Genomic DNA, 25,590 nt, shown 5'->3' on the forward strand with positions numbered 1-25,590 from the left:
CCGCCATGATCTACCTAAGCAAAGGCCCATCGACGCTCTACTCGAGCCTGCTGCGCCGGAACCAGAACGCCGAAGCGGCCAGCGCCCTGTCGCGGGCCGAGCAGGAGCTGTCCACCGGATATAAGGCCGACGTCTACAAGTCGATTGGTCTCGGGGCGACCGAGGCCCTCAGCCTCAACGCCACGCTGGATCGCGACGAGGCGCAGTCGACGACCAACAAGCTCGTGCTGTCCCGTCTCGAGATGATCACCCAGTCGCTGGGCGCGATGCGCGAGTCGGTCCAGGATGTGCTCGACGTGGCGGTGTCCAATGCCGGTCAGGCCACCGACGCGTCTTCGGGCATGCAGATCGCCGCAAAGGCGGCGCTGGATGCGTTCATCGGCCAGGCTGGCCAGGCTTACGGTGGCAGCGCGCTGTTCGCCGGAACGTCGAATGTCACCAATGCGCTGCAGGGCTGGTCCGAAACGCAGGCCGGAAGCGGCCTCTCGCCGCAGGGGGTCATCGGGGGCCTGCTGTCCGGCGGATTGAATTCGGTTGCCGACGTCGACAGCGTGCTGGCCGAGATCGACGCGATCTTCTCCGACAGCGCCACCGATCCGGACACCAACTTTCAGACGCTTTTCTACAACGGCTCGACCGGCACCGCGCCTGCGCGCGCCAATCTGGGGGACGGCGTCAGCATTTCCTATGGTGTGCAGGCCGACGCCGAGCCGTTCCGGCAGGTTCTCAAGGGCCTGGTCATGCTCGCGTCCTACGATCCCGCCTCGATCTCGGACAGCGCCGCTTATTCGAGCTGGGTCAACGAGGCGATCACGGCGATCTCGGCGGGGACCGCGGGGCTGCTCGATGCCGAAACGCAGGTCTCTACCGTGGCGGCGCGGCTCGAGTCGCAGAACGAGCAGATCGCGGATCGGGCGGTGCTCTACAAGACCCGCCTCATGGAGTTGGATGGTGTCGATGCCTATGACGCGGCCAGCAACGTCACCATGCTGCAAGCCCAGCTCGAAGCCAGCTACACGGTCAGCGCGCGCCTATCCAACCTGAGCTTTCTGAACTACATGTGATGCACTCGCGAGGCTGAGGCGCGGCGCCTCGGCCTCGCGGCCGGCCTCGGCGCCGGGTGCCAACTTGTAGCCGCGCCCGCGGATGGTTCGGATGTGCGGGTCGCCAGACGGCGACATTTCCTCGATCTTCTTGCGAATGCGGCAGATGTAGACGTCGATCACCTTGTCGAAGGGCTGATCCTCGGCCATGCCGTAGACCGCGTCATAGATCACCGATTTCGACACCACGCGCGGCGCTGCCAGCGCGATCTGCTGGAAGATTGCCAGCTCGCGCTGCGACAAACGCATCGGGGTGCCCGCCACGTCCGGGTCGCGCCCGTCGAAATAGGCGGTGACATCCCCGATTCGAACCGATCCGGCAGCATGGCCGTGGAACCGGCGCGTGATGGCGTTCACCCGCGAGCGCAGCTCGGGCCCGGTCAGCGGGCCGACGATGTCATCATCGGCACCGGCGTCGAGCGCTTCCATCGCGGCTTCGGGGTCGCGCTGGTCGCGCAGCACCAGGATCGGGTTCCGGCAGCCGGATTTCCGCAGGCGGAAAATGTGTTCAAGTGTGCGCGGTTGCTCCGAGAGCAGGACCGGGCGGTCGGCGTAGCCGTCGCTGCTTAGAAGGTCCAGCTCGCGCTCGAAGAAATCATCGCTGACGGCGACCGGCTGCCACTGCGCCGCGTCCAGTTCGGACAGCAGGCCGCTGAAGGCATTCGAACGGGGCTCGTAAAGATAGATATGCAAACTGCTCTCCCGAAGGCCGACCGACACTCGTTATCCATGATTGGATGACCTGATCATGCGAAGAATTTTTCGTGAGGTCAAGCAATACACAAGGATAGCATGATTAGTTTGGAAATTGTCATTGAATAGTTTGGCGATACGATGTTTAGTCCTTGAAACACAGGACCGCAGCCCAGGGAGTCCCATGCGTATCGCAGCCTGCCTCGGCGCCGCCATCGTGGCGCTCTTCACGGCGTTTCCCGCAGCGTCGGATGTCCGGATCAAGGACATCGCGACCTTTGAGGGCGTGCGGGAGAACCAGCTCGTCGGCTATGGTCTCGTGGTTGGACTCAATGGCACCGGCGACAGTCTGCGCAACAGCCCCTTCACCGAGAAGAGCATCGAGGCGATGCTCGATCGCCTTGGCGTCGGGAACATGTCCGATGACCAGATCAAGACGAGCAACACCGCCGCAGTCATGGTGACCGCCATGCTGCCGCCCTTCGCGCGGCTCGGCTCGCCGATCGACGTGGTGGTCTCCTCGCTCGGCGACGCGACCTCGCTGCGCGGCGGCACGTTGATCGTCACGCCGCTGACCGGCGCGGACGGGGAAGTCTACGCGGTTGCCCAGGGTCCGATCGCCGTGGCGGGCTATGCTGCACAGGGCATGGCGGCCTCTGTGGTCGAGGGCGTGCCCACCGTGGCGCGGATCGAAAACGGTGCGACGGTGGAAAACGAAGTCGACTTCGCGCTGTCCTCGCTCAGTTCCGTGCGCATTGCCCTTCGCAACCCCGATTTCACCACCGCGACCCGCATGGCCGAGGCGATCAACAAGCGGATGGGCACCAATACGGCAACCGCGCTCGACCCCGGCACCGTCGAGGTCGCACTGCATGGCGCGGGCAAGGGGGATATCGCGGGCATCATGTCCGACGTCGAGAATATCCGGGTCGACCCGGACGCCGTTGCCAAGGTGGTGATCGACGCGCGTTCGGGCACAATCGTCATCGGCGAAGACGTGAGGATCGACCGCGTGGCGGTCAGCCAGGGCGGGCTGACGGTCATGGTGCGCGAGGATCCCGAGGTCAGCCAGCCCGAGCCGATCACCATCGGCGGCACCACGGTCGTGGTGCCGCGCACCACCGTCGGCGTTGACGAGCAGGAAACCCATTTCACCATCCTCGAAGGCGCAGATGTCAGCCTGCAACGGCTGGTGGATGCGCTGAATGCCATCGGCCTGACCGCGACGCAGACGATTTCCATCCTGCAGGCCATCAAGGCTGCGGGCGCGCTGCACGCCGATCTCGAGATCATCTGAGGGGAGAGACAGCATGGATGTGAAGACTTCCATGGCCGCTTTGCAGGTGACCGGCGCGCAGATCGCGCAGCCCGGCGCCATCGCGCCCGACGCGCCCGCGAGTGCGGCAAAGGAATTCGAGGCGATGTTTCTCACCGAGATGGTCAACGAGATGCTGAGCGAGGTCGATCTTGGCGATTTCGGCGGGGGCAAGGCCGAGGAACACTGGCGCTATTTCCTGGCCGAGGCCTTCGGCAAGGAGCTGGCGGAGCAGGGTGGCGCGGGCATTGCGCGCAACCTGGAACAGGCGATGTCGGCCTATGGCGCGGCCGCCCGGCGTGGAGACCACACATGACGCAGATGACCAGACCCCGCGCCCATGCGCTGATCGACCGGCTGGCCCGCCTGCTGCGCGACGAAATCGCTGCCATCGGTAAGGGCGAACTGGCGCGCGTCGAAGAGCTGTTCCCGCGCAAGCAGGAACTCCTTGCCGAGATCGAGGCCGCATTTGCCGACCCCGAGCCTTTGCTGGGGGGCGATGATCCCGCTGCGGAGAAGCTGCGCGACAGCCTGTCCGGCCTGCGCGAGCTGATCCACAGCGACCTGGCGCTGCTGCGGCGGATGACCGAAGCAACCGGGGCGGTGGCGAAAGAGATCGACCGGATCCGCGAACGCCAGAGCCTGCGGGGCGTCTATGGCAAGGATGGCACGAAATCGAAACAAGGCGTGACCCAGACGCAACGCTACGACCAATCGGTCTAGATTTAACCCCCGATTAACCAGCGGCTTCAATTTCTCGTGTTACTGCTGACCCACGGCAGGACCGTTTTCGCCAGAAAGGCGAACAACGACGATAGAAATCGGAGCAGATACAATGTCTTCTATCAATACCAATGCAAGCGCGATGAACGCGCTGTCGACGCTGCGCGGCATCAACAAGAACCTCGAAAGCACTCAGAGCCGCATTTCGACCGGCCTGAAAATCCAGTCCGGCAAGGACAACGCAGCATACTTCTCGATCTCGGAATCCATGTCGTCCGACAGCTCGGTCTACAAATCGATCGATGAAGGTCTGACGCTGACGAAGAACTCGATCTCCACCGCCCGCCTGGGTGCCGAGTCGATCGCGTCGCTGGCCGAGACCTTCTCGGAGCGTGTGGCCTTTGCCCAAGGTGACGCCGTGGATCGCGCGGCGATCCAGGACGAGCTGAATGGCCTCATCAACCAGATGAAGAACACCATCGAGCAGGCGACCTTCAACGGCAACGACCTGGTGAACGCGGCCGGCGCTGGAAACATCGGCACCACGGCGGCCGTGGTGGGAACGACCTCGACAGTCACGGTGGTCACCGGCATCACGCGCGACTCCAGCGGCTCGCTCGATGTGACGTCGATGTCCTTCAGCACCGAGGATTTGTCGAGCATCGTCGATGCCCTCGAAGGGATCAACCTCACGACCAGCGCTGACCTTGGGGCCGACCTGGAGGCCGCGAAGTCGGCCTTCGACGATGCAACCGATGCGGCAACCCGTCTCGGCATTGCCGAGAAGTCGATCGAGAACCAGCAGGAGTTCCTCAACAAGCTGACCGACAACATCGACACCGGTGTTGGCGCGATGATCGATGCGGACATGGAAGAGGAAGCGGCGCGTCTGCAGGCGCTGCAGGTGCAGCAGCAGCTGGCCACGCAGTCGCTGTCGATCGCCAACTCCTCGCCGCAGAGCATCCTGTCGCTGTTCCAGTAATCCGCTGGCGCAGGCAGAGCTTCTGCCAGGAAGAACCGGGGGGGCGCCACTGGCGCCCCCTTTTCTGTGCGTAAAGACTTTGGGCGCGGCGGCGGCGGCGATACGACGAAAGTCGGCGCGGCAAACCCGCTGGGGACACGATGTCTTTGCTTGCGACACAGAAAGGACACAATGCGTTACCCAAGCGCAACTCTGATGCTGTCCCTAGCGTAATTAATGTTTCGTTAATCAATCGCTCCAATCTCTCGTGGTACGGGTAATCCACGGCAGGACCGTTTTCGCCAGAAAGGCGAAGAACAACGATAGAAATCGGAGCAGACAGATGTCTTCCATCAATACCAATGCAAGCGCGATGAACGCGCTGTCGACGCTGCGCGGCATCAACAAGAACCTCGAAAGCACACAGGGCCGCATCTCGACCGGCCTGAAGATCCAGTCCGGCAAGGACAACGCAGCTTACTTCTCGATCTCGGAATCCATGTCGTCCGACAGCTCGGTCTACAAGGCGATCGACGAAGGCCTGACGCTGACCAAGAACTCGATCTCGACCGCCCGCCTGGGTGCCGAGTCGATCGCGACGCTGGCCGAGACCTTCTCCGAGCGCGTGGCCTTCGCCCAGGGCGACGCGGTGGATCGCGCAGCGATTCAGGACGAGCTGAATGGCCTCATCAACCAGATGAAGAACACCATTGCTCAGGCCACCTTCAACGGCAACGACCTGGTGAACGCGGCAGAGGCGGAAAACATCACGCTGGGAACTTCGGCCGGTGTGACAGCAATCGCAGCGGGAACTTCCGGGGTCAGCGTCGTGACCGGGATCACGCGTGACAGCACGGGCTCGCTGGACACCACCTCGATGTCGTTCAACAAGGTCGATCTCTCGTCGATCGTTGCCGAACTTGCTGGCATCGACGTCTCGGATTCCGCGATGTCTGCGGGCGATCTGCAGGCGGCTCTTTCGACGGCGAAAACTGCCTTCGACGCTGCCACCGAGTCTGCCACCAAGCTCGGCATCGCCGAGAAGTCGATCGAGAACCAGCAGGAGTTCCTGAACAAGCTGACCGACAACATCGACACCGGTGTCGGCGCCATGGTCGATGCCGACATGGAAGAGGAAGCGGCGCGTCTGCAGGCCCTGCAGGTGCAGCAGCAGCTGGCCACGCAATCGCTGTCGATCGCCAACTCCTCGCCGCAGAGCATTCTGTCGCTGTTCCAGTAATTCCTCTGGAATATGCGCGACTTCTGATGGCATAAGGAGGGGGCGCCAAGGGCGCCCCCTTTCCGTCGGAGCATCGGACAAACCGGGCCCGGTTTACAGTCACCCCGCAGCAGGTCGGGGGAGCAGAGGCAGGAACGGCAATGAGCATCTCCGCATACAAACGAACCATCCGCGAAAGCGAGTCGCCGAGGCAGATCGAGGCCCGCGTCTTCGCGCGCATCACCGGGGCCATGTATCAGCACCACGCGGACTGGGCGGCCTCCTCCGAGAAACTCTCGCGCCTGGCCGTGCTTTCGGGCGGGCTGCGCGACGCGGTCGTGCAGAACCGCCGACTTTGGGAACGGCTGCGCGGCGACCTTGCGAGCGACAGCAACGCGCTGCCGCCGGCGTTGCGGGCCAACCTCCTGTCGATCTCTCTGTGGGTGGACCGCACCTGCGGCGTCGTGCTGGGCGGTGGACCCGGCCTTCCGGCGTTGATCGACGTGAACCAGAACATTCTTGCGGGGCTCTCGGCCGCCCGTCCGGCGCCGACGTCAGTGGATCAAGATGGCGCTCAATCTTACTCTCAAACCCTTTGAGCGGATCGTCGTCAACGGTTGCATGATGCGCAACGGCGGGCGCAAGACCACGCTCACCGTCGAGAACCGTGCCGACATCATCCGCGAAACCGATCTGCTGAAGCCCGAGGCGGCCACCACCCCGGTGCGCGCGGCCTATTTCCTCATCCAGAGCGCGCTGGTCTACCCCGAGCGCCGGGATTCCCTGACCAAATCCGCACAGCAGCAACTCGCGAAGCTGGCCACGGTGTTCACCGCAGAGATGACCAGCCATGTCTTCGAGGCGGCAAACAACGTCAGCCAGGGTGAGTATTTCACCGCATTGCGCGATCTGCGTCCGCTGATCAAACGCGAAGCCGAGGTGCTCGGTCCCGCGGGGCTCGACCCCACCTCTCCCGAAGATCTGCCGAGGGCGCACAGATGATTTCCATGTCCGGTATGTCCGCATCGCTTGCACTCCGTCTCATCGGCAAGACCGAGGACAAGGAGCATGCGATGATCGAAAGCGAGCCGCAGCACGCGCGTGAAATCTCCTACTTCATGGAGAACATTGAGAACGTCGAAACGGTGGACGACCTGATCGGCGACTACCGGCTCTACAGTTTCGTCATGAAGGCCTACGACCTCGAGGATCAGATCTTCGGCAAGGCGATGATGGGCAAGATCCTCAAGAGCGACATCGACGACAAGGAGTCGCTGGTAAACAAGCTCACCGACGACCGCTTCGAGGTGTTCTACGAGGCGATGGGGTTCAGCGATGAGGGTGCGGCCAACAGCAATACCATCGATCCCGAGTGGAAGGCGAAAATCGTCGCCGCCTATGTCGACACCACCTATGTGAACGGCAAGGCCGAAGACAACGAGGCGCTTGGTCTGGCGCTGCAGTTCCGCCGCAAGGCGGGCACCGTCGACTCGGCCTATGATCTTCTCAAGGACAAGGACATGGCGCAGTTCATCCGCACCGCGCTTGGCCTGCCCGACGAGATCGCGACCGGCGACATCGACCGGCAGGCGGCGCTGCTTTCGGAACGGATCGATTTCGACAAGCTGGGCGACGAGGATTATGTCGAGAGCCTGGTGCGCAAGTTCGCCGCGATCAGTGATGCCACCAGCGATACGGTCTCGACCAATCCCATCGTCACGCTGATGTCGGGCGCACTGAGCTCCTCTTCGGGCAGCTTCGTTCCGGTCACCATCGACATCGACACCATCCAGGGTTTCAGCGGTTACAAGCTCCGCTGAAACCTGGCGCGCGACTCAATACATCTCGTCGTCTTCGTCGCCGAGCGGCAGTCGGATCTGATCCTCTTCAGCCAGCGTGCGCGCGTAATCGAGCATCAGTGTCTGCGCTGAAGTGACATCGCGCCGGCGCACCGGCCCCATGGTTTCCATCTCTTCGACCAGCATGTCGCGCGAGCGACCGGGCAGGGCGTTTAGGAACGCGTCGCGGGCATCCTGGCTGGCGCCGCGCAGCGCGGTCGGCAGCGTGTTGCCGGGCACGCCCCGCATGATCCGGGCAAGGTCCATGGGTTCGAGCTTCACTAGGTCCTCGAAGGTGAACATCTTCGCCTTGATGGCCGAGAAGGAGTCGGGGATCGAGCTTTCCAGGGCCGGGGCCATGGCATCGAAAGCGCCGCGGTCGAGCTTGTTGAAGAGGTCCGCCATGCGCTGGTGTTGTTCGGCGGCCGTGGGCTGCGCGCCCGCGTTGATGATATCGCTCTGCAGGGATTCCTCGATCTGGCGCATCATGTGATGCGGTACGGCTTCCATGCGGATCATCCGCTCAACCACCGAGTTCATCTTTTCCGGCCCGAGCAGCGGCAGCACCTTGGCGGCGACGTCGGTCTTCACGTTGGTGAGGATTGCCGCGATGGTCTGCTCGTGCTCGCCCTTGAGGTAGTTGGCGATGACATTCTCGGACAGGCTGCTGAACCGCGCCCAAAGGTCGCGCTCCTTGAGCGGGCCGCGAATGTCCTTGAGGATGCCTTCGACCTGATCCCCGGGCAGCAGCGAGCGCAGAAGGTTCTCGGCCACGGCGAAGGAGCCGACCACGCCGCCGCCATTGGTCATGCCCTCGACGAAATCCGCCAGCACCTGTTCGACGGTCTCGGCCGAGATCGAGCCGAGACCCGACATGGCGCGGGTGACGCGCTGGATCTCGTCGTCGTCGAGCTGTTGCATCAGCGCCGACCCGCGCTTCTCGCCGAGGCACAGAAACAGGATCGCCGCCTTCTGCGGGCCGTTCAGCTTGCGGCGCGGGGCCTGCGACGCGGGGTCGCTCGACGTGGTGCGTTGGACGTTCGCTACGGCCATCAGGCGGCTCCAATCATATGTGTCAGCCCGCCCCTGCGAGCGGCAGATAACTTTCCATCAGGCTTCCGGCCAGCATGTACCAGCCGTCGATCAGCACGAAGAAGATCACCTTGAATGGCAGCGAGATCAGCACCGGCGGAAGCATCATCATGCCGGCGCTCATCAGCACCGAGGCAACAATCAGGTCGATCACCAGGAAGGGCAGGTAGATCAGGAAGCCGATCGAGAAGGCGCGGCGCAGTTCCGAAATCATGAACGCCGGCACCAGCTCGCGCCAGCCCACGGCCTCGGGGCCCTCGGGCAGGGGCCCCGGCTCGACCGCGGCGCCGCCTGCGTCGCTGCGCGCCGCGATGTCGTGGAACAGGCTGAGATCCTTCTCGCGGGTGTTCACATACATGAAGGCTTTGAAGGGCTGGCCGATCCGGGTCAGCGCCTGCTCCTCGGTGATGGAATTCTCCATCAACGGCTGCACGCCGCCCTCCCAGGCATCCTCGAACACCGGTTGCATGACGAAGAAGGTCATGAACAGCGCCATCGCTGTCAGCACCATGTTGGGCGGAGTCTGGTTCAGGCCGAGCGCCGAGCGCAGCATCGAGAAGACGATCACGAAGCGGGTGAAGCTGGTCATGATCACCAGCAGGCCCGGCGCCAGCGAGAGCACGGTCATCGCCGCGATGAGCTGGATGATCCGCCCCGAGAGCGTCGCGCGCTCGTCCGAACCGGCGGGGGCCGAGCTGAGAGCGTCGCCGATTGCCCCCAGCAGGTCCGAGCCCGCCGATTGCGCATCGGCGCGGCCCGCGGCCACAAGCAACAACCCCACCGCCACAAGCAGGCAGGTCAGCGCTGTTCCCCACTGGCCGCATTTCCGGGTCATTCTTCGGACACGTAGTCCTTGACGATCTCGATCAGCGAGACGCCCAGCCGGTCATCCGGCAGGCGCACCAGATCGCCGCGCGCCACGAGACGTTCGTTGATCATCACCTCGACCGGCTGGCCGATGCTCTTGTCGAGTTCGATGATCGAGCCGCGGCTGAGCTTCAGGAGTTGCGCGATCGGCATGCGGGTCTGGCCCAGCACGATCTGCACGTTCAGCCCGACGTTCAGCATCGCATCGATGCCTTGGCCGCTCTCTGCCGGCTTGGGGGCCGCGGCGGCGGCTCCGGTCTCGGACTGCTTGGTCTCTGCCTCGTCCATCATGTCTTAGTCTCCTGCCTGATCCTGCCCGATCGCCGCGTCGATGCGCGCCTTGCTGCTCTCCAGCGCGCCGAGGATGCGTTCGCAGATGTCGTTGAAACTGTAGGTCATCACGCCGTGGTCCCATTCGGCCCGCACATCCCCCGGAGCGAGGGCGGGGTCGGGCTTGACCTCGACGCGCCCGCCAAAGCCGGACTGTCGCGCGATGCGGTGAATCTCGGCGCCGCTGGTTTCGGTGACCTCGGGTGCGAAGCGCAGCTTCAGCTCCGCCGCGCCAAGCGCCATGCGGACCGCGCCGCGGGCTTCCTGCAGGGCTTCCTGCTCGGCAAGCGCCGCACCTGCCGCCGGCGCGACCTGCCGCAGAACCGAGAGCGCAAAGCCGACCATCTGCGATTCCAGCACCGCGTGGTGCCGGTCAGCATCGGCGAAGAGCGCCTGAAGCGCGGGGCCGACGGCTTCCATCGCGGTCACCTGGCGCGCGCTGCTGCTCTGCTGCGCCGCGTTCGAGGCCTCGTCCCGGCCCTGCGCGAGCCCGGCCTCGAAGCCCTCGGTCCGGGCCTCGCTCATCGCGGCGTCGAACTCCGCGCGGGTGTAGATCGCACCGATCTTGGCCTGCTCGCCGCGGCGCTGCGCGTCGGCTTCGGCATCGAAGTTGCGGTCGAAGATGAAGCTCATGTCGCGGACCCTTCTGCCAGCCAGCTCTTCACCACCTTGATCGCGTCTTCGGGCTCGCGCTCGATCAGCTCACCGACGGTGTTGATCCAGCCGCGCTGGACCCCGCCCTGGACCGAGGCGAAAGACACCATCTCTTCGCTGCCCTCGGGCAGCGGGTCGAGCACGGTGCCGCTTTGGAAGACCTGCTCCTGACCGCCCTGCGGCGCGTGCAGCTGGGTCACGTTGGATTGACCGGGCAGGCCGGGAGGCGCCTTGGCGCCGGGCAGTGCCGGAGCGGCTCCGGGGGCCGGCAGGCCGCCCGCCGCGTCGCCGGCACCTGCCGCCGCGCCATTTGCCGCCATCAGCCGGGCAATCGCGGGGCGGACGCCGAAGGCGAGCACCGCGGCAACCAGCCCCAGCGAGAACAGCCCGCGCAGGATCGTCCCCATGTTCTCTGAGAGAATCTGGGTAAGGCTGCGCGACGCCGGCTCGCCCACGTCCATCGAGTAGTCCATGAAGCGCAGGCTCACCACCTCGACCGAGTCGCCGCGGGTCTCGTCGAAGCCCATCGCGCTCTGCACCAGTGCCTGAAGCCGCTCGAGTTCCTCGGCGGTGCGCTCCTCGTATTGGACCGAGCCGTCCGGCTGCACGTTGTAGATGCCGTTGATCAGCACCGCCACCGACATGCGCTGCACGTCGCCCGGCTCGCGCACTGTCTCGACCTGCTTGCCGCCGATCTCGTAGTTGACGATCTCGTTGTTGCTGTTCGAGCTGTTGGAATTCATGCCCGGCACGGCATCGGCCAGCGCGGCGGGGACATCGTCGGCAACGCCGACTTCGCCGCTGGCGGCGCGCTGGTCCTGGGTGACCTCTTCGCGGGTCTCGGTCGAGCGAACGACCCGCTGCTCGGGATCGTAGGTCTGCTCGCGCACCACCTGCCGTTCGCTCGACAAATCGACGCTGACGGTCACGCGGGCATTGCCCGCGCCGACGCGGGCCGAGAGGATCTGGGTGATGCGCTGGCTCAGCCGGTCCTCGATCTGCGCGCGCGCCGATTGCAGCGACGCCTCGCTGCCCGCCTCGCCGTCATCGGCAAGGATTGTCTCGCCGGAAGCCGACAGCACGGTCACCTGCGCCGGAGCAAGATCGGGTACCGCGGATGCAACCAGAGAGCGAATCGCATGGGCCTGTTTCATCCCGATCTGCCGCGAACCGCGGACGATGACCGAGGCCGAGGGTTTGGGTCTCTCGCGGGAGAAGGGCTCGCGCTCGGGCAGCACCAGGTGGACCCGCGCCGCCTCGACGCCATCGATGGTCTGGATCGAGCGCGCAAGCTCGCCCTCCATGGCGCGCATCCGGTTCACCCGCTGCATGAAGCTGTTCATGCCCAGCCCGCTTTGCTCGTCGAACAGCTCCCAGCCCGGCGTGCCTTCGCTGGGCAGGCCAAGCGAGGCCAACTCCATGCGCGCCCGCGCCATATCTTCGGCGGGAACGCTGACCGCGGTGCCGGCGGTATCGGTGCGGCTGCGGATGCCCGCGGCTTCAAGCGAGTCGACAATGCGGGCGGCATCGGCGGGATTCAGGTCGCGATACAGCGAGATATAGTCAGGAGTCGTGACAACGGAGAGGCCGAAAAAGACCGCAAGAACAAGGGCAAGACCCGTTCCTCCAAGCACCGAGAGCCGTCGCCAGCCCAGCGATTTGAGATTTTCCAGTATCGCCTGCACGTGTTCTGCGCCCTGTCATGTCGCCCGTCGCAAGAATAAACACAACTGTTCTTGCTCATCAAGAACTATACGGGAAGTTCTGCTTGCTTACCCGTAGGTTTCGCCGCATAGTTGGACAAGATTAACCACCGCTATCAAAGACGGTCCATGGCTGACGCGACACTGACCGAGAACAGTTCCGACGGACCCTCTAAAAGAGGGAAGCTGGTGATCGCGCTTGCGATTGCCCTGGCCTGTGTCGCGGCGCTTCTGGCGGGGTTGGTCGCAGCGGCGGGTCCGGCCCGGTTGAGCGCGTTGATCTCCGGTGAAGACGCCGGGGCGAGTGACCCGGCCGGGCATCAGCCGGCGGCGTCGGAATCCTTGTCGCCTGCGGCGCTCGGGGCGGGTGGGGCGCACAGCCCCTTGCCCAAGAACATCATCTCGCTGCCGTTCCAGGAAATCATCGTGAACATCACGGCGACGACCGCCACCGGCCGCCAGACCTCGCGCTTTCTCAAGCTGAACCTCGCGCTCATCTACGACAAGTCGCTGCCCGGCGCCGAAGCCATCGAGAGCCGCCAGCTGTTCCTGCGCGACAGCTTCCAGGACTACCTGCGGCAGCTCAACGAGAGCGATCTGCAGGGCTCGATCGGCCTGGCCCGGCTGAAGGCGGAGCTGCTGCGCCGCGCCCGCGCGATCACCGACAGCGATGCGCCGCTGGAGTTTCTCATCGCGGACCTGATCATCCAATGACCGAGCAGAGCAGCATCACGATCGACACCCGCGCCGTCGAGGAACTGATCGTCGAGCGCGCCAAGCGGTCCTACGCGCGCCTGCCGATGCTCGAGGTGGTGTTCGACCGCTTTGCGCTGTCATTGGCGCAGGTGCTGAAGGCCTATCTCGGCGCGATGGTCGACGTGAGCCTCGACAAGGTCGACTATCTGACCTGCCAGGATGCCATCGACTCGCTGCCCGAACCCGCGCTGATCGGCGTGACCGAGGCCGCCGAGTGGAGCGGGACCATCGCTGCGGCGCTGCGGCCCGAGCTTCTCTACGCGATCCTCGAGATCACCTTCGGCGGCCGCACCGTTCCGGAAAGTCCGCGCAGCCCGCGTTCGTTCACCGGCATCGAGAAGCGCATCGGCAAGGCGTTTTGCGAAGAGACGCTGAAGGAATTGTCCGCCGCCTTCGAGAAGGTCACGCCGGTCAGTTTCGAGATCAGCCATCTCGAAACCAACCCGAAGGCGCTGCTGCTGGCGCCGCCGACCAGCTCCTGCGCCCGTGCGGTGCTGAAGATCAATATCGAGGACCGGATCGGCGAGATGGTCTTCCTGCTGCCGACCACAGCCCTCGATGCGGTCAGCGATGTGCTGTCGCAGAACTTTACCGGCGGCCAGCTGGGCGGCGACTCCGGCTGGCGCATGAAGTTGACGGACAAGCTCGGCACCACCAGCATCCCGCTTGCCGCCGTGCTGGGAGAGGCGACGCTCACCCTGCGGGACGTGCTGTCGTGGATGCCCGGCCAGGTGCTGGACCTGGGGATGCAGGTCGATGATCCGGTGACCCTCTGCGTCACCGGCAAGCAGATCGCCCGCGCCGAAGTGGGGCGCCGCAAGAACGGCAAGATCGCCCTGAAAGTTTCTGAAAAATTGTACGAAGAAGAGGATTTGCCAAATGTCCTTCTTGATTGACATTGCCATTCTGGTGCTTCTCGTCGGAACGCTGACCTACGCCTGGGTGGTGGATCGCCGTGTGCGCGTGCTGATGGCCGCGCTGCGGGAGCTGGAGCCGATGATCGGCAGCTTCTCGGCGGCGGTCGACAAGTCGGAAACCGCGGTCTCGGCGTTGCGCGTCGCCGGCGAACAGGCCGCCGACGCTCGCAGCCGCCGCCATCGCGAACCTGAACTCAGCCGCGGCGATGCAGCGCGGGGCGAGTCAGCCTCGTTCCGGACCACCCGCGAGCGCCCGAGCCGCCCGGTCGGCACGGCCTCTGTTTCTGGCAAGTCGGAACTGGTGCGCGGCTTCTTTGAAACCGTGCGCAACCGCGAGGCCTGAGCCAGATGCGTCCCATCACATTCCTTCTCATCGGCCTTGCCGTCGCGGTGATCGGCAAGATCGGGGTGACCCTGGCGAACGAGCCGACCCTGGCGTCGGTGTCCAAGCCGGCCAAGGCCGAGCAGACGATGTTCGTCGGCGCGGCCTCGGCCGCCGCCAGCAGCGAGCCCGATCCGGTGCCCGCCGCGGCGACGGCTGCCGCGGCCGATCCGGCGATGCTCTGCGAGGGTGGGCCCGAAGAGCTGTTGGCCTCGATCAGGGCCGAGCGCGAACTGCTGGTCGCGCAGAAGGATCGCTATGCGCAGCGCGAGGCGGAACTCGACCTTGCGCGCGAGACGCTCGAGGTCGAGCAGCAGCGCCTCGCTGATCTGAAGGTCGAGCTGGAAGGCCTGCTCGAGAAGGTCAAGGCGGCGCATACCTCAGACGTCGACCGTCTGGTTGCGCTCTACCGCAACATGAAGCCCAAGGATGCCGCGACCATCATGGACGATCTCGACATCGAGGTGTCGGTCATGGTGCTGGGCACGATGAGCGAGCGCGACGCCGCGCCGATCATGGCGGCGCTGAACCCGGTGCGGGCGCGGGCGATTTCGCAGATCATCCTCGAGCGCTCGAAGCTGCCGGGCGACCAGCGGCTCGACGACATCCGCCTGTAAGGTCCGTTTCCTCGTGAAGGCGCCGGCCCGTGTTTGCGGGCCGGCGCTTTTCCGTCTCCGACGAGTGCACGTTTCTGCCCGCGATCAGCTGGCCAGCTCGTAATAGGCCGCCTTCGCCTCGATCAGCGTGTCATGGCTTCCGCGTTCGATGACGCGTCCCTGCTCCAGAACCACGATATGATCCGCATCGCGCACGGTGTTGAGCCGGTGCGCAATGACCAGCGTCGTGCGCCCGACCGCCAGCCGCGACAGCGCCGCCTGCACCTCGCGCTCGGTGGTTCGGTCGAGCGCTGATGTTGCCTCGTCAAGCAAGAGGATCGGCGGGTTCTTGAGGAAGACGCGGGCGATCGCCACGCGCTGCCGCTGTCCGCCGGAGAGCATCACGCCGCGCTCGCCGACCACCGTGTCGAGCCCGTCGGGCAGGCTCTCGACGAGCGGGCCGAGCTGCGCGTGCGCGACCGCGGCGCGGATTTCTTCCTCGGTTGCGTCAAGCTTGCCGTAGGCGATGTTGGCGCGCAGCGTACCGCCGAAGAGGAAGACATCCTGCGACACCAGCCCGATCTGGCGGCGCAGCGACTCCAGCGTCATCTTCTGGATCGGGATGCCGTCGATGCGGATCTCGCCGCCCGTGGGTTCGTAGAACCGTGGAAGCAGCGCCATCAGGCTCGACTTGCCCGCACCCGAGGGGCCGACCAGGGCCACGGTTTCGCCGGGGTTGATGTCGAGCGTGACGTCATGCAGCACGCCGCGCGCCCCATCATAGGCGAAGCTGACCTTGTCGAAGCGGATCTCGCCCCGGAAGGCCGGGGCCGGGATGGCATCGGGCGCATCGGCGATATCGGCCTCGGTGGCCAGCAGCTCGGTGTAGCGGCGGAAACCGGCGATGCCGCGGGGATAGGTCTCCATCACTGCGGCGATCTTCTCGAGCGGGCGGAAGAACACGCCGACCAGCAGCAGGAAACCGACGAAGCCGCCCTCCGACAGCGAGCCGTCGAAGACGAAGGCGGCTCCCGCCACCATGACCACCACCTGCACCAGCCGCATGCCGCTGTAATGCAGCGCCGTGAGCTTCGCCATGATGCGGTAGGCATCAAGCTTGGTCTCGCGGTAGCTGCGGTTGTCCTTCTCGAAGAGCGCGCGCTCGTGCGGCTCGTTGGAAAAGGCCTGCACCACGCGGATGCCGCCGAGGCTTTCCTCGAGCCGCACGTTGAAGGCGCCGACACGACCGTAGATCGCCTGCCAGGTCTGCGTCATCCGGCCGCCGTAGACGGCGATCAGCCAGACCATCACCGGCACGATCGCCAGCGTCATCAGCGCCAGCGGCAGATGGATCCAGGCCATCAGGCCGAAGGCGCCGGCAAAGGTCATGACCGCGATGAACAGATCCTCGGGCCCATGGTGGGCGACCTCGCCGATCTCCTCGAGATCGCGGGTCACGCGGGCCACCAGCTTGCCGGTCTCGGCCCGGTCGTACCAGCGCCAGCTCAGCTTGGTCAGATGCGCGAAAGCCTTGCTGCGCATCTCGGTCTCGATGTTGATGCCCAGCATGTGGCCCCAGTAGGTGACCACGATCATTAGTACGGCGTTGATCATGTAGACCGCCACCAGCCCGACGGCGGCGACCAGCGTCAGCGTCCAGTTGCCGCCCGGCAGCAGATGGTCGATGAATCCGGCGATGGCCAGCGGAAATGCGAGCTCAAGCAGTCCCGAAAGCACGGCGGATCCGAAATCGAGCCAGAAGAGCCGCATGTGCGGGCGGTAGTAGGCGAAGAACTGGCGCAGCATCCGGCTGTCTCCCGAGGGTAGAAATGCAATCCTGCCGCTGAAGGCAGAAAGAGGCCCCGCATCCTTAGACGCGGGGCCTCCGGTTGTCAGGTATTTCGGGTCACCACTTGTAGGTCAGGCGCGCCTGCACGGTGCGGCCGTCGCCGTAGTAGCAGCCGTAGTACTGGGTGCAGGAGGCGACATAGGCCTCGTCGGTCAGGTTGCTGACGTTGACCGAGAGCTGCATGTCCTCGGTGATCGCGTAGGAGGCCTGCAGGTCGAACAGGGTGACCGAGTCGAGCGCCATGGCGTTCGGCGCGTCGCCGTAGCGCTCGCCGATGTAGCGCGCCCCGCCCCCGAGGGTGAGCCCGGCCAGCGCGGCATCGGGCGCGAAGCTGTAGTTGGCCCAGAGGCTGGCGTTGTGCAGCGGCGCGTTGGGCAGTTGCTTGCCCTCGTTGTCGCCCTTGGTCTGTTCGGTGAGGTTGCGGGTATAGGCGCCGCGCAGCGTCCAGCCATTCTCTAGGTCAACCGTGCCTTCAAGCTCGAGCCCCTGCGAGCGCACCTCGCCGATCTGCGAATAGGCGTGCTCGCTGTCGCTCGAGGCGGCCTTCACGTTCTCCTGCGTCAGCTCGTAGAGCGCCGCGCCGAAAAAGCCGTTGAAGCCGAGCGGCTGGTACTTCACCCCCAGCTCCCACTGCTTGCCGGTGGTCGGCTCGTAGGTCTTGCCAAGGTAGTCGGTGCCGAGTTCGGGGTCGAAGGAGGTGGTGTAGCTGAGGTAGGGCGCGACGCCGTTGGCGAAGAGGTAGGACAGCCCGGCGCGGCCGGTGGTCGCCTCGTCCTTGCGGTCGGCGTCGTAGGTGGTGGTCTTCATCGCCGAGGTGGCGGCATCCCACTGGGTCAGGGCGACATCGCCGCTCTGCTCGGCCCAGTCGTGGCGCAGTGCCAGCGAGGCGCGCCAGTTGCCGATCGCCATCTCGTCCTGCGCGTAGACCCCGACCTGCGTCAGCGTCAGGTCGCGCTGTTGCACGTAGCCGGCGGCGGGCAGTCCGGCACTGTCGTCGGGATGCGCCGGGAAGGGGGTTTCGCCGGGGTAGTAGAACCGCGTCTCGTCATCCATGCCGTAGCGGCGCAGGTCGAGCCCGAAGAGCAGGGCATGCGCCACGTCGCCGGTCTCGGCATGGCCCTTGATCCGCAGGTCGAGGTTCTGGGTGAAGTTGTCTTCGTGCTGCTTGGTGACCACCCGGTTGACGAGGCCGTAGCCGCTCATTGCGGTGGAGACGTTGTAGCCGGTGAAGTCCCAGTCGAACTTCTGGTAGCGGAAGCTCGCCTCGGCGCTCCAGTCCCGGTTGATCTCCTGCGCCAGCTCGAAGCCGAGATTGAGCACCCGGCGGTCGCTCTCGTCGACGTCGGTGTCACCGCCGTAATAGTCGCGCAGATCCTCGTCATCCTCCTCGCCGATCAGCCCGTAGGGCACGCCGGTCGGGGTGATCGGGCTGTCTTTCTGCCACGAGCCGAGGAATTGCAGCGAGGTCTGCTCGGTCGGCTCCCAGCGGGTGGCGAGCCCGAGGTACTGGCGGCTGTTTTCCAGCTCCTCGACGTCCTCCTCGCTTTCGCGGGCGACCGCGGTGACGCGGGCGGCGAAAGTGTCCGAGAAGGCGTGGTTGTAATCGACGAAGGCCTCGGTGGCCTTGGGATCGCCGACGCCGACGCCCGCCTCGCCGAAGCTGAGGAACTGCGCGCGCTTCTGCACCTGGTTGATCACCCCGCCCGGGATGCCCGAGCCATAGAGCACCGAGGCCGGGCCCTTCAGCACCTCGATCCGCTCCAGCGAGTAGATCTCGAAGGAGGGCGCGCCGAAGTCGCGCAGGATGCGCAACCCGTTCAGGTACTGCGCGTCGCCGCCGTCGAAGCCGCGGATGGTGGGCGCGTCGAAGCGCGGGTCGGTGCCGTAGGGCTGGGCGGTGACCCCGGCGGTGTAGCCCAGCGTGTCGCCGAGCGTGGTTGCGCCCTGGTCCTCGATCTGCGCTCCGGTGATCACCGAGATCGACTGCGGCGTCTCGAGGATCGGCGTGCCGGTCTTGGTGGCGGTCTGCGCCGTGGTGGCGACATAGCCGGGCACCGGGTCCGAGGGGTCATAGGCACCCTCGAGCACGAGCTCGCCGAGGTCGAAGAGGTCTGCGGTGGATTGCGCCTGCACGGCGCCGGCAAGGGCAAGCAGGCTGGCGCTCGCCAGATAGGACAGGCGGAGAGAACTGGTCATGAGACGTCCCACGATACGGAATTTTTTCCGAGTATTTATCTCGGGATTTGGTTGTGCGATTGAACCAGACCGCCGTGATTTGTCGCAATCGCGCGCGTTCTTGCCTTTCGCCAGGCGCCGGGGGTCTCGCCCTGGGCGGTGCGGAAGCTCCGGGTGAGATGTGCCTGGTCGGCGAACCCCACCTCGGCGGCGATCTCGGCAAGGCCAAGCCGCGTGTCGGTCATCAGCCCCATGGCGGTTTCGACCCGAAGCTGTGTCAGCCAGCGCTGCGGCGTCGTTCCGAGGCTCTGCTTGAAGGCGCGCGTGAGCCAGCTTTCGGAAAGACCCGCCAACTTGGCGAGTTCGGCAACCTCGATGCGCCGGTGCAGCGCCGACAGTGCATGGCTGCGCAACTCGCGAATGATATGCGGCGGGAGTCCCCCGCGCCGCGGCTCGGCGTCGGTCGCGCCTAGGTCGAGGACCTCGCACAGCAGGGCCGAAAGCAGCCCGTCGAGCATCACATCGGGGCGCGAAGGGGTCTGTACCTCTTCGGCAAGCAGCCCTGCAATCATGCCGGTGCGCTCGGCTCCGGACAGGAAATGCGCCTCGTCCATCCTGCGCTGCCCGCCCGCGCCGCGCAGACGCTGCGCCAAGGCGTCTTGCTCGAGGTGGAAGTCGAGGTGCGCGTAGTCGCGGTCTTCGAGCAAGGCGCTCCAGAGCGGCATGCCGGCGGGGATGTAAAAGGCACCTATGCCTTCCATCCAGGGTCCCTCCGGCGTGGTGCGCAGGCGCAGCGAGCGAGGCGCATCCAGAAAGATCACCAGCCGCGGATCGGGAGAGCGGTAGAAGCCGCCGCCACCTGCCGCGCCATGCACGTGCCAGACATCGGCGATCGCACCCTCCCAGCGCCGCCAGCGCAGCGGGCGGGTGGTGTGGATGGCCTGGGTCTGCGATGTCATGCGGGGCATGAAGGTCATGGCGGCTCGCGTCGGTCGGGCGGGGGGCTGCAATCTGCGGGCGATGGCGCGCAGGGGAGTCTCGGGAACGTTTCGGGAAGGGCGGCCCGGTGGTTGGCCGGGTGGCTACGGCTCAGTATCAATTTCCGACAACTTTAGTCAAGCAAGTTGCGCAGGCGGCCTGCACGAATGCGATTCGCGCTTGGCGGGGCTCCCGTTCGGGATGAGCGCCCGGCGCTTCAGGATGCGAAGGTCGCGTAAATGCACAATTCTGAGGCAACATTTGCGGCGCGTCCCCTCGAAGACCCAAGGTCCTCGCTTTTGCTCGGGATTTTTCATACCATTTGGTTTGATCACTTGCTATGACGCGGCATATCGCTGCGGTGCGGCGAGCGCAGTCGAAGAGGGCAGGGCATGAAACGATACTGGGCGGATTTCAGCAGCAGGGAGTTTGCCGCGCTCGACCGCGAGCGGCTGATCGCGGTGTTGCCGCTCGGCGCCATCGAGCAGCACGGCCCGCATCTGCCGATGTCGGTCGATACCGCGACCGTCGAGGGGCTGGTCTCGCGCCTTGCAGGCAGGCTGCCCGATCATATCCCGGTGGTCTTCCTGCCGACACAGGCGGTGACCAAGAGCAACGAACACAGCGCCTATCCCGGCAGCCTGACCCTTTCGGCCGAAACGCTGCTGCGCGTCTGGACAGAGATCGGTGCCTGCGTGGCGCGTTCGGGTGTGCGCAAGATCGTCCTGCTCAACGGTCATGGCGGCAATATTCCGGCGATGGAGATCGTCGCCCGCGAGCTGCGCGAGAAGCATCGGATGATGGCCTTTGCCCTGAGCTGGTTCGCCGCGGGGATGCCCGAAGGCATTTATTCCGAGCGCGAGTTGCGCCACGGCATCCACGCCGGCGACATGGAAACCTCGGTCATGCTGGCGCTCGATGCCGCGAACGTCGACATGTCCCATGCCCGTGACTTCCCGTCCCAGGCCGAGATCTGGGCCACGGACACTCCCTCGATCGCGCTGCCCGGCCCGGCGAAGCCCGCCTGGCTGACGCAGGACCTCAGCAGCGCCGGGGCCTGCGGCGAGGCCCATCTGGCCAGCGCCGAGAAGGGCGAGGCGACGCTCGATCACGCGGTTGCCCGGCTCACCCAGATCTTCGAAGAGATCCACCGCGCGCCGCTGTCGCGCCTCGACACGCATCCCGACTGGTAAGGAGACCTGCCCATGCCTCTCGACACCTCCGCGCAGGGCGCTGCGCAGATCGAGATGTCCCACGTCTTCAAGCGCTTCGACAATGGAACGCTGGCGTTGCAGGACATGGACCTCACCATCCGGCAGGGAGAGTTCGTCAGCCTGCTCGGCCCGTCGGGCTGCGGCAAGTCCACCGCGCTGCGCATGATCTCGGGGCTTCTCGCGCCCTCGTCGGGGCAGATCACGGTGAACGGCCACGCGCCGGGGAAGGGCGTGCAGGGGGGCGATGTCAGCTTCGTCTTCCAGGAGCCGACGCTGATGCCCTGGGCCACGGTTTTCGACAACGTCTACCTGCCGCTGAAGCTGCGCGGGCTGAGCCGCCGCCAGGCCGAGGCGCAGGTGACCGAGGCGCTCGAGATGGTCGGCCTTGCCAAGTTCGGCGGCAGCTACCCGCGCGAGCTTTCGGGGGGCATGAAGATGCGCGTCTCGATCGCCCGCGCCATGGTGACCAAGCCGAAGCTGCTGCTGATGGACGAGCCCTTCGCTGCGCTCGACGAGATGACGCGCTTCAAGCTCAACAACGACGTGCTGAACCTCTGGCGGCGCAACGGGCTGACGGTGATCTTCGTCACCCACTCGGTGTTCGAGAGCGTCTACCTGTCGAGCCGTGTGGTGGTCATGGCGCCGCGCCCGGGCCGCGTGGTGCACGACATGGCGCTGCCCGATGCCGCCAGGCGCGACGCGCACTACCGCACCACGCCCGAATACGCCGAGACCTGCCGTCTCGTGTCCGACGCACTCGAAGGGACCATGGACGATGTCGACCTCAACCACTGACCCCGTGACCATGGCCCCGCAGGCCGCACCCTCGGAGGATCCGGCGCTGCGCGCCGCCCGTCGCGAGCGCCGGATGCGCATCCTGATGCCCAGCCTCGCTCTGCTCGCCGCGCTCGGCCTCTGGGAATTCCTCGTGCGCTACAACGAGATCCCGCATTACCTGATCCCGGCGCCGAGCCTTATTCTCGAGACGCTGTGGAAAGACGGCCCGTCGCTGCTGTCGAGCGCGTGGTTCACCGTCAAGCTGACGCTGCTCTCGCTGGGGCTCGCGATCATCGGTGGGGTGGCGCTGGGGATGGTCTTTGCCCTGTCTCGCACCATCGAGATGAGCCTCTTTCCCTTCGCGGTGATCCTGCAGGTGACGCCGGTCGTGGCCATCGCACCGCTGATCCTCATCTACGTCGACAGCACTTTCGCGGCGCTGCTGATCTGCGCCTGGATCGTCGCCTTCTTCCCGATCCTGTCGAACACCGCGATCGGCATGCGCAGCGCCGACCACAACCTGCGCGACCTCTTCTCGCTCTACGGCGCGACAAAGTGGCAGCGCCTGCGCTACCTGCTGATCCCCTCGGCGCTGCCCTACTTCATGGCCGCGCTGAAGATTGCAGGCGGCCTCGCGCTGATCGGCGCGGTGGTGGCCGAGTTCGTCGCCGGCACCGCCGGACAGAACACCGGTCTGGCCTCGCGCATCCTCGAGTCGAGCTTCCGCAACGAGATCCCCCGCATGTTCGCCGCGCTCTTGCTGGTGTCGATGCTGGGCATCCTGATCTTCCTCGCCACCTCCTGGCTCTCGCGCGCGGTGCTCAGTCACTGGCACGAGAGCGAGATCAAGCGGCAGGGCTGAGCGATGACCACGTTGACCGGCGTCGCGCTGACCGGGCGCGATGGATATTGGGACGTGACGCTGGAGGGGGGGCGCATCGCCGCCCTCACCCCATCGGACGGGCAGGGGGGCGGTCTGCTGCTGCCCTGCTTCGCCGACGCGCATGTCCACCTCGACAAGACCTTCACCGCCGCGCGGGTGCCGAGCCGCCCGCAATCGCTGCACGAGGCCATCGAGCTGATGGCCGGGGACAAGCCGAACTGGACCGCGGATGACCTCCGCCAGCGCGCCGCGCGCGGCCTGCGGCGAGCCTTTGCCAATGGCACCAAGGCGATGCGCAGCCACGTCGACTGGACCGAGGCCGAGGTGCCCGAGGCGCTTGCCGCTCTGCGCGGGCTGGCCGAGGAATGGCGCGGCAGTGTTGATTTGCAGCTTGCCACGCTGACACCCCTGGATGCCTTCGCCGAATTCGGCGACCGGATCGCGCAGGAGATCGCCGGGAGCGGCGCCGTGCTGGGTGCCTTCGTCTACCGCAACGAGGATATTCCCGGGAAGCTGCGCGCGGTTTTCGATCTGGCAGAGAAACACGACCTGCACCTCGACTTCCACGTCGATGAGGGGCTGGACCCGGAGGCGCAGGGGCTCGACGCGATCCTGCACGAGACCGAGGCGCGGGGCATGGCGGGCCGGGTTTTGGTCGGCCATTGCTGTTCGCTCTCGGTGCGTCCCGAGGGCGCGGTGGCTGATCTTCTGGGCCGGTCAGGGGAGGCAGGCATGGCGCTCTGCACCTTGCCGACGACCAACGCCTTTCTGCAAGATGCCACGCCCGGCCGCACGCCGCGGCTGCGGGGGCTCGCCCCGGTGCACGAGGCGCGCGCGGCGGGGATGCCGGTGATGCTGGCCTCGGACAACGTGTGCGATCCCTTCTACCCGCAGGGCGACTACGATCTTTTCGACGTCTACCGCATGGCCGTTCTGGCGGGGCACCTCGACCCGCAGGGATGGCTGACAAGCGTCACCGAGACCCCGGCGCAGTGGCTCGGTCATGACGTCGCCATCAAGGCGGGCGCTTCCGCCGACTTCATCCATATCGCCGCCACCGGCCTCGACGATGCGCTGAACCGCCCGCGCGCGGTCCGCACCGTCTGGCGCGATGGCGCCCCCATCCCCGAGACCCCCGGAGACTTCGCATGACCGACACCCACCTCGCCGCCCCGCTGGGCCGCCACACCGAGGCGCTCGCCGCGCTGCGGCAGGACCTTGACGGGCTGCGCTTCTACGACGACGACCGCGCGCTCGAAGCGCGCTCGAAAGACTACTTCTGGTACAGCCCGATCCTTGACGCCGAGCTGAAGGACAAGCGCGCCGAGCTGGTGGTGATCCCGCAGGATCAGGACGAGGTGATCCGCGTCGCCGCGGCCGCTGCGCGCCACAAGGTTCCTGTCACGCTGCGTGGTGGCGGCACCGGCAACTACGGTCAATGCGTGCCGCTCGACGGCGGGCTGGTCATCGATCTGACGCGCCTCAACCGCATTCTCGAGATCACCCCCGGCCATGCGCATGTCGAGGCGGGCATCCGCATGTCGAAGCTCGACGACGCGGCGCGCGAGACCGGGCAGGAGCTGACGATGTATCCCTCGACCCGCAGCCTTGCCACGATCGGCGGCTTCATCGCGGGTGGCTCGGGCGGCATCGGCTCGCTGCGCCACGGCATGCTGCGCGACGAGGGCAATCTGACCTATCTCAAGGTGCTGACGCTGGAGGAAGAGCCGCAGGTGATCGAGCTGCGCGGGCAAGACGTGCAGAAGGTGCACCACGCCTATGGCACCAATGGCATCGTGCTGGAGGTCGGGCTGGCGCTCACCCCCTCGACCGATTGGCTGCACACCGCGGCGCTCTTCGACGGCTACGACAAGGCGCTGCGCTTTGCCACCGCCGCGCAGGAGGATGGTCTCGACTGCTACCTGCTGACCCCGGTCGAGCGCCGCTTCGCGCCCTATTACCGCAAGTTCGAGGGCTATTTCCCCGAGGACCGCGACGCGGTCTTCGCCATGGTCGCCCCGTCGGACATCGAGCGTTTCCGCGCGCGGGCCGAGGCCGAGGGCGCAACGATCTCCTTTGCCATGACCATGGAGGAGATCCACGCCAATCGCCTGCAGCCCGCCTATGAATGCGGCTGGAACCACACGACTCTGCAGGCGCTGAAGGTGGACAAGGGCTGGACCTACCTGCAGGTCGCCTATCCGCGTCCCTTCGACATCGATCTGGTGATGCGCCAGATGGACCGCTACGGCGACGAGATGTTCTGGCACCACGAGATGGCGCGGCAGGACGGCGAGATCCAGATCTTCGCCCTGCCGCTGGTGCGCTTCCGCGGCAAGGACGAGATGTACGCGCTGATCGCGGAACTGGAAGCAGACGGGTGCACGATCTTCGACCCGCATGTGGTCACCATCGAGGATGGCGGCATGAAAACGATCGACACGGCGCAGATCGACTTCAAGAAGCTGGCCGATCCCTACGGGCTGATGAACCCGGGCAAGACCCGGGGCTGGCGCCCCGAAATGGCGCGCAGCGCATAACGAGACCCTTCTACCGACAGGACCA

At 65.7% G+C, this 25,590-nt stretch carries 27 protein-coding genes; 18 read left to right on the forward strand and 9 right to left on the reverse strand.

Annotated elements, in window-relative coordinates:
• Positions 1-5 precede the first annotated feature (5 nt).
• The gene (locus IQ782_RS09795; RefSeq protein ID WP_194134452.1) at positions 6-1,064 is read left to right on the forward strand and encodes a flagellin; all 1,059 of its coding nucleotides are present in this window, start codon (positions 6-8) and stop codon (positions 1,062-1,064) included.
• On the opposite strand, the gene IQ782_RS09800 is transcribed toward IQ782_RS09795, so the two are convergent.
• Positions 1,032-1,796, reverse strand: a complete 765-nt coding sequence (locus IQ782_RS09800) for a response regulator transcription factor (protein WP_194134453.1) — start codon at positions 1,794-1,796, stop codon at positions 1,032-1,034. The two genes, IQ782_RS09795 and IQ782_RS09800, sit on opposite strands and share 33 nt — an antisense overlap.
• Positions 1,797-1,980: 184 nt before the next feature.
• Between IQ782_RS09800 and IQ782_RS09805 the strand changes: the two genes are divergently transcribed.
• The 8 genes from IQ782_RS09805 to IQ782_RS09840 all read left to right on the forward strand — a co-directional run bounded on the left by IQ782_RS09805 (position 1,981) and on the right by IQ782_RS09840 (position 7,834).
• On the forward strand, positions 1,981-3,093 hold the full coding sequence (locus tag IQ782_RS09805) for a flagellar basal body P-ring protein FlgI (protein ID WP_194134454.1): 1,113 nt from the start codon (positions 1,981-1,983) through the stop codon (positions 3,091-3,093).
• 13 nt (positions 3,094-3,106) lie between these two features.
• Positions 3,107-3,427, forward strand: a complete 321-nt coding sequence (locus IQ782_RS09810; protein ID WP_194134455.1) for a rod-binding protein — start codon at positions 3,107-3,109, stop codon at positions 3,425-3,427.
• Positions 3,424-3,834 (forward strand): hypothetical protein, encoded by a 411-nt coding sequence (locus IQ782_RS09815; RefSeq protein ID WP_194134456.1) that lies wholly within the window; start codon positions 3,424-3,426, stop codon positions 3,832-3,834. Before IQ782_RS09810 ends, IQ782_RS09815 begins: the two co-directional genes overlap by 4 nt.
• Positions 3,835-3,946: 112 nt before the next feature.
• Complete coding sequence (locus IQ782_RS09820) at positions 3,947-4,816, forward strand: flagellin N-terminal helical domain-containing protein (protein WP_194134457.1); 870 nt, start codon at positions 3,947-3,949, stop codon at positions 4,814-4,816.
• A 322-nt stretch (positions 4,817-5,138) separates the two neighbouring features.
• Positions 5,139-6,035 (forward strand): flagellin N-terminal helical domain-containing protein, encoded by an 897-nt coding sequence (locus IQ782_RS09825; protein ID WP_194134458.1) that lies wholly within the window; start codon positions 5,139-5,141, stop codon positions 6,033-6,035.
• A 140-nt stretch (positions 6,036-6,175) separates the two neighbouring features.
• Positions 6,176-6,613 (forward strand): flagellar biosynthesis regulator FlaF, encoded by a 438-nt coding sequence (locus tag IQ782_RS09830; RefSeq protein ID WP_194134459.1) that lies wholly within the window; start codon positions 6,176-6,178, stop codon positions 6,611-6,613.
• Positions 6,582-7,016, forward strand: coding sequence for a flagellar biosynthesis repressor FlbT (locus tag IQ782_RS09835; protein ID WP_194134460.1), 435 nt, complete (start codon positions 6,582-6,584; stop codon positions 7,014-7,016). Before IQ782_RS09830 ends, IQ782_RS09835 begins: the two co-directional genes overlap by 32 nt.
• Positions 7,017-7,021: 5 nt before the next feature.
• Entirely contained in the window at positions 7,022-7,834 is an 813-nt protein-coding gene (locus IQ782_RS09840; protein WP_240989205.1) for a DUF1217 domain-containing protein, read from the forward strand.
• Between the two features lie 15 nt (positions 7,835-7,849).
• Here IQ782_RS09840 and IQ782_RS09845 read toward each other — a convergent pair whose 3' ends face one another.
• From IQ782_RS09845 to fliF, 5 genes are read right to left on the reverse strand one after another with little or no spacing between them, the layout of a single operon-like run.
• Entirely contained in the window at positions 7,850-8,905 is a 1,056-nt protein-coding gene (locus IQ782_RS09845) for a flagellar motor switch protein FliG (protein ID WP_194134462.1), read from the reverse strand.
• Positions 8,906-8,927: 22 nt separating this feature from the next.
• On the reverse strand, positions 8,928-9,779 hold the full coding sequence (fliP, locus tag IQ782_RS09850; protein WP_194134463.1) for a flagellar type III secretion system pore protein FliP: 852 nt from the start codon (positions 9,777-9,779) through the stop codon (positions 8,928-8,930).
• Complete coding sequence (locus IQ782_RS09855) at positions 9,776-10,102, reverse strand: FliM/FliN family flagellar motor switch protein (RefSeq protein WP_194134464.1); 327 nt, start codon at positions 10,100-10,102, stop codon at positions 9,776-9,778. The genes fliP and IQ782_RS09855 overlap by 4 nt, the downstream gene beginning before the upstream one ends.
• Positions 10,103-10,105: 3 nt before the next feature.
• Entirely contained in the window at positions 10,106-10,774 is a 669-nt protein-coding gene (locus IQ782_RS09860; protein ID WP_194134465.1) for a FliH/SctL family protein, read from the reverse strand.
• Positions 10,771-12,480, reverse strand: a complete 1,710-nt coding sequence (gene fliF, locus IQ782_RS09865; RefSeq protein WP_194134466.1) for a flagellar basal-body MS-ring/collar protein FliF — start codon at positions 12,478-12,480, stop codon at positions 10,771-10,773. The genes IQ782_RS09860 and fliF overlap by 4 nt, the downstream gene beginning before the upstream one ends.
• Before the next feature lie 147 nt (positions 12,481-12,627).
• Between fliF and IQ782_RS09870 the strand changes: the two genes are divergently transcribed.
• Genes IQ782_RS09870 through IQ782_RS09885 form a run of 4 tightly spaced genes read left to right on the forward strand, consistent with a single transcriptional unit; the run spans position 12,628 to position 15,170 of the window.
• A complete protein-coding gene (locus tag IQ782_RS09870; protein ID WP_194134467.1) occupies positions 12,628-13,212 on the forward strand; it encodes a flagellar basal body-associated FliL family protein in 585 nt (194 codons plus the stop codon).
• Positions 13,209-14,150, forward strand: a complete 942-nt coding sequence (locus IQ782_RS09875) for a flagellar motor switch protein FliM (protein WP_194134468.1) — start codon at positions 13,209-13,211, stop codon at positions 14,148-14,150. The genes IQ782_RS09870 and IQ782_RS09875 overlap by 4 nt, the downstream gene beginning before the upstream one ends.
• Positions 14,134-14,514, forward strand: a complete 381-nt coding sequence (locus IQ782_RS09880; protein WP_194134469.1) for a flagellar motor switch protein — start codon at positions 14,134-14,136, stop codon at positions 14,512-14,514. The genes IQ782_RS09875 and IQ782_RS09880 overlap by 17 nt, the downstream gene beginning before the upstream one ends.
• 5 nt (positions 14,515-14,519) lie before the next feature.
• Positions 14,520-15,170, forward strand: a complete 651-nt coding sequence (locus tag IQ782_RS09885) for a MotE family protein (RefSeq protein ID WP_194134470.1) — start codon at positions 14,520-14,522, stop codon at positions 15,168-15,170.
• Positions 15,171-15,254: 84 nt separating this feature from the next.
• Here IQ782_RS09885 and IQ782_RS09890 read toward each other — a convergent pair whose 3' ends face one another.
• The 3 genes from IQ782_RS09890 to IQ782_RS09900 all read right to left on the reverse strand — a co-directional run bounded on the left by IQ782_RS09890 (position 15,255) and on the right by IQ782_RS09900 (position 20,150).
• Positions 15,255-16,955: an ABC transporter ATP-binding protein gene (locus IQ782_RS09890; RefSeq protein WP_194134471.1), complete on the reverse strand. Its 1,701-nt coding sequence runs from the start codon at positions 16,953-16,955 to the stop codon at positions 15,255-15,257.
• Positions 16,956-17,055: 100 nt separating this feature from the next.
• Entirely contained in the window at positions 17,056-19,194 is a 2,139-nt protein-coding gene (locus tag IQ782_RS09895) for a TonB-dependent receptor (protein ID WP_194134472.1), read from the reverse strand.
• A gap of 35 nt (positions 19,195-19,229) precedes the next feature.
• On the reverse strand, positions 19,230-20,150 hold the full coding sequence (locus IQ782_RS09900) for an AraC family transcriptional regulator (RefSeq protein WP_194134473.1): 921 nt from the start codon (positions 20,148-20,150) through the stop codon (positions 19,230-19,232).
• 393 nt (positions 20,151-20,543) lie between these two features.
• On the opposite strand from IQ782_RS09900, the gene IQ782_RS09905 reads away from it, so the two are divergent.
• Genes IQ782_RS09905 through IQ782_RS09925 form a run of 5 tightly spaced genes read left to right on the forward strand, consistent with a single transcriptional unit; the run spans position 20,544 to position 25,565 of the window.
• Entirely contained in the window at positions 20,544-21,344 is an 801-nt protein-coding gene (locus IQ782_RS09905) for a creatininase family protein (protein ID WP_194134474.1), read from the forward strand.
• Between the two features lie 12 nt (positions 21,345-21,356).
• The gene (locus IQ782_RS09910; RefSeq protein ID WP_194134475.1) at positions 21,357-22,160 is read left to right on the forward strand and encodes an ABC transporter ATP-binding protein; all 804 of its coding nucleotides are present in this window, start codon (positions 21,357-21,359) and stop codon (positions 22,158-22,160) included.
• A complete protein-coding gene (locus IQ782_RS09915; protein WP_240989206.1) occupies positions 22,141-23,004 on the forward strand; it encodes an ABC transporter permease in 864 nt (287 codons plus the stop codon). The genes IQ782_RS09910 and IQ782_RS09915 overlap by 20 nt, the downstream gene beginning before the upstream one ends.
• 3 nt (positions 23,005-23,007) lie before the next feature.
• Positions 23,008-24,177 (forward strand): amidohydrolase family protein, encoded by a 1,170-nt coding sequence (locus IQ782_RS09920; protein WP_194134476.1) that lies wholly within the window; start codon positions 23,008-23,010, stop codon positions 24,175-24,177.
• Positions 24,174-25,565: an FAD-binding oxidoreductase gene (locus tag IQ782_RS09925; protein ID WP_194134477.1), complete on the forward strand. Its 1,392-nt coding sequence runs from the start codon at positions 24,174-24,176 to the stop codon at positions 25,563-25,565. Before IQ782_RS09920 ends, IQ782_RS09925 begins: the two co-directional genes overlap by 4 nt.
• Positions 25,566-25,590 lie beyond the last annotated feature (25 nt).

It is taken from the genome of Salipiger mangrovisoli (assembly GCF_015223355.1).
Classification (GTDB): domain Bacteria; phylum Pseudomonadota; class Alphaproteobacteria; order Rhodobacterales; family Rhodobacteraceae; genus Salipiger; species Salipiger mangrovisoli.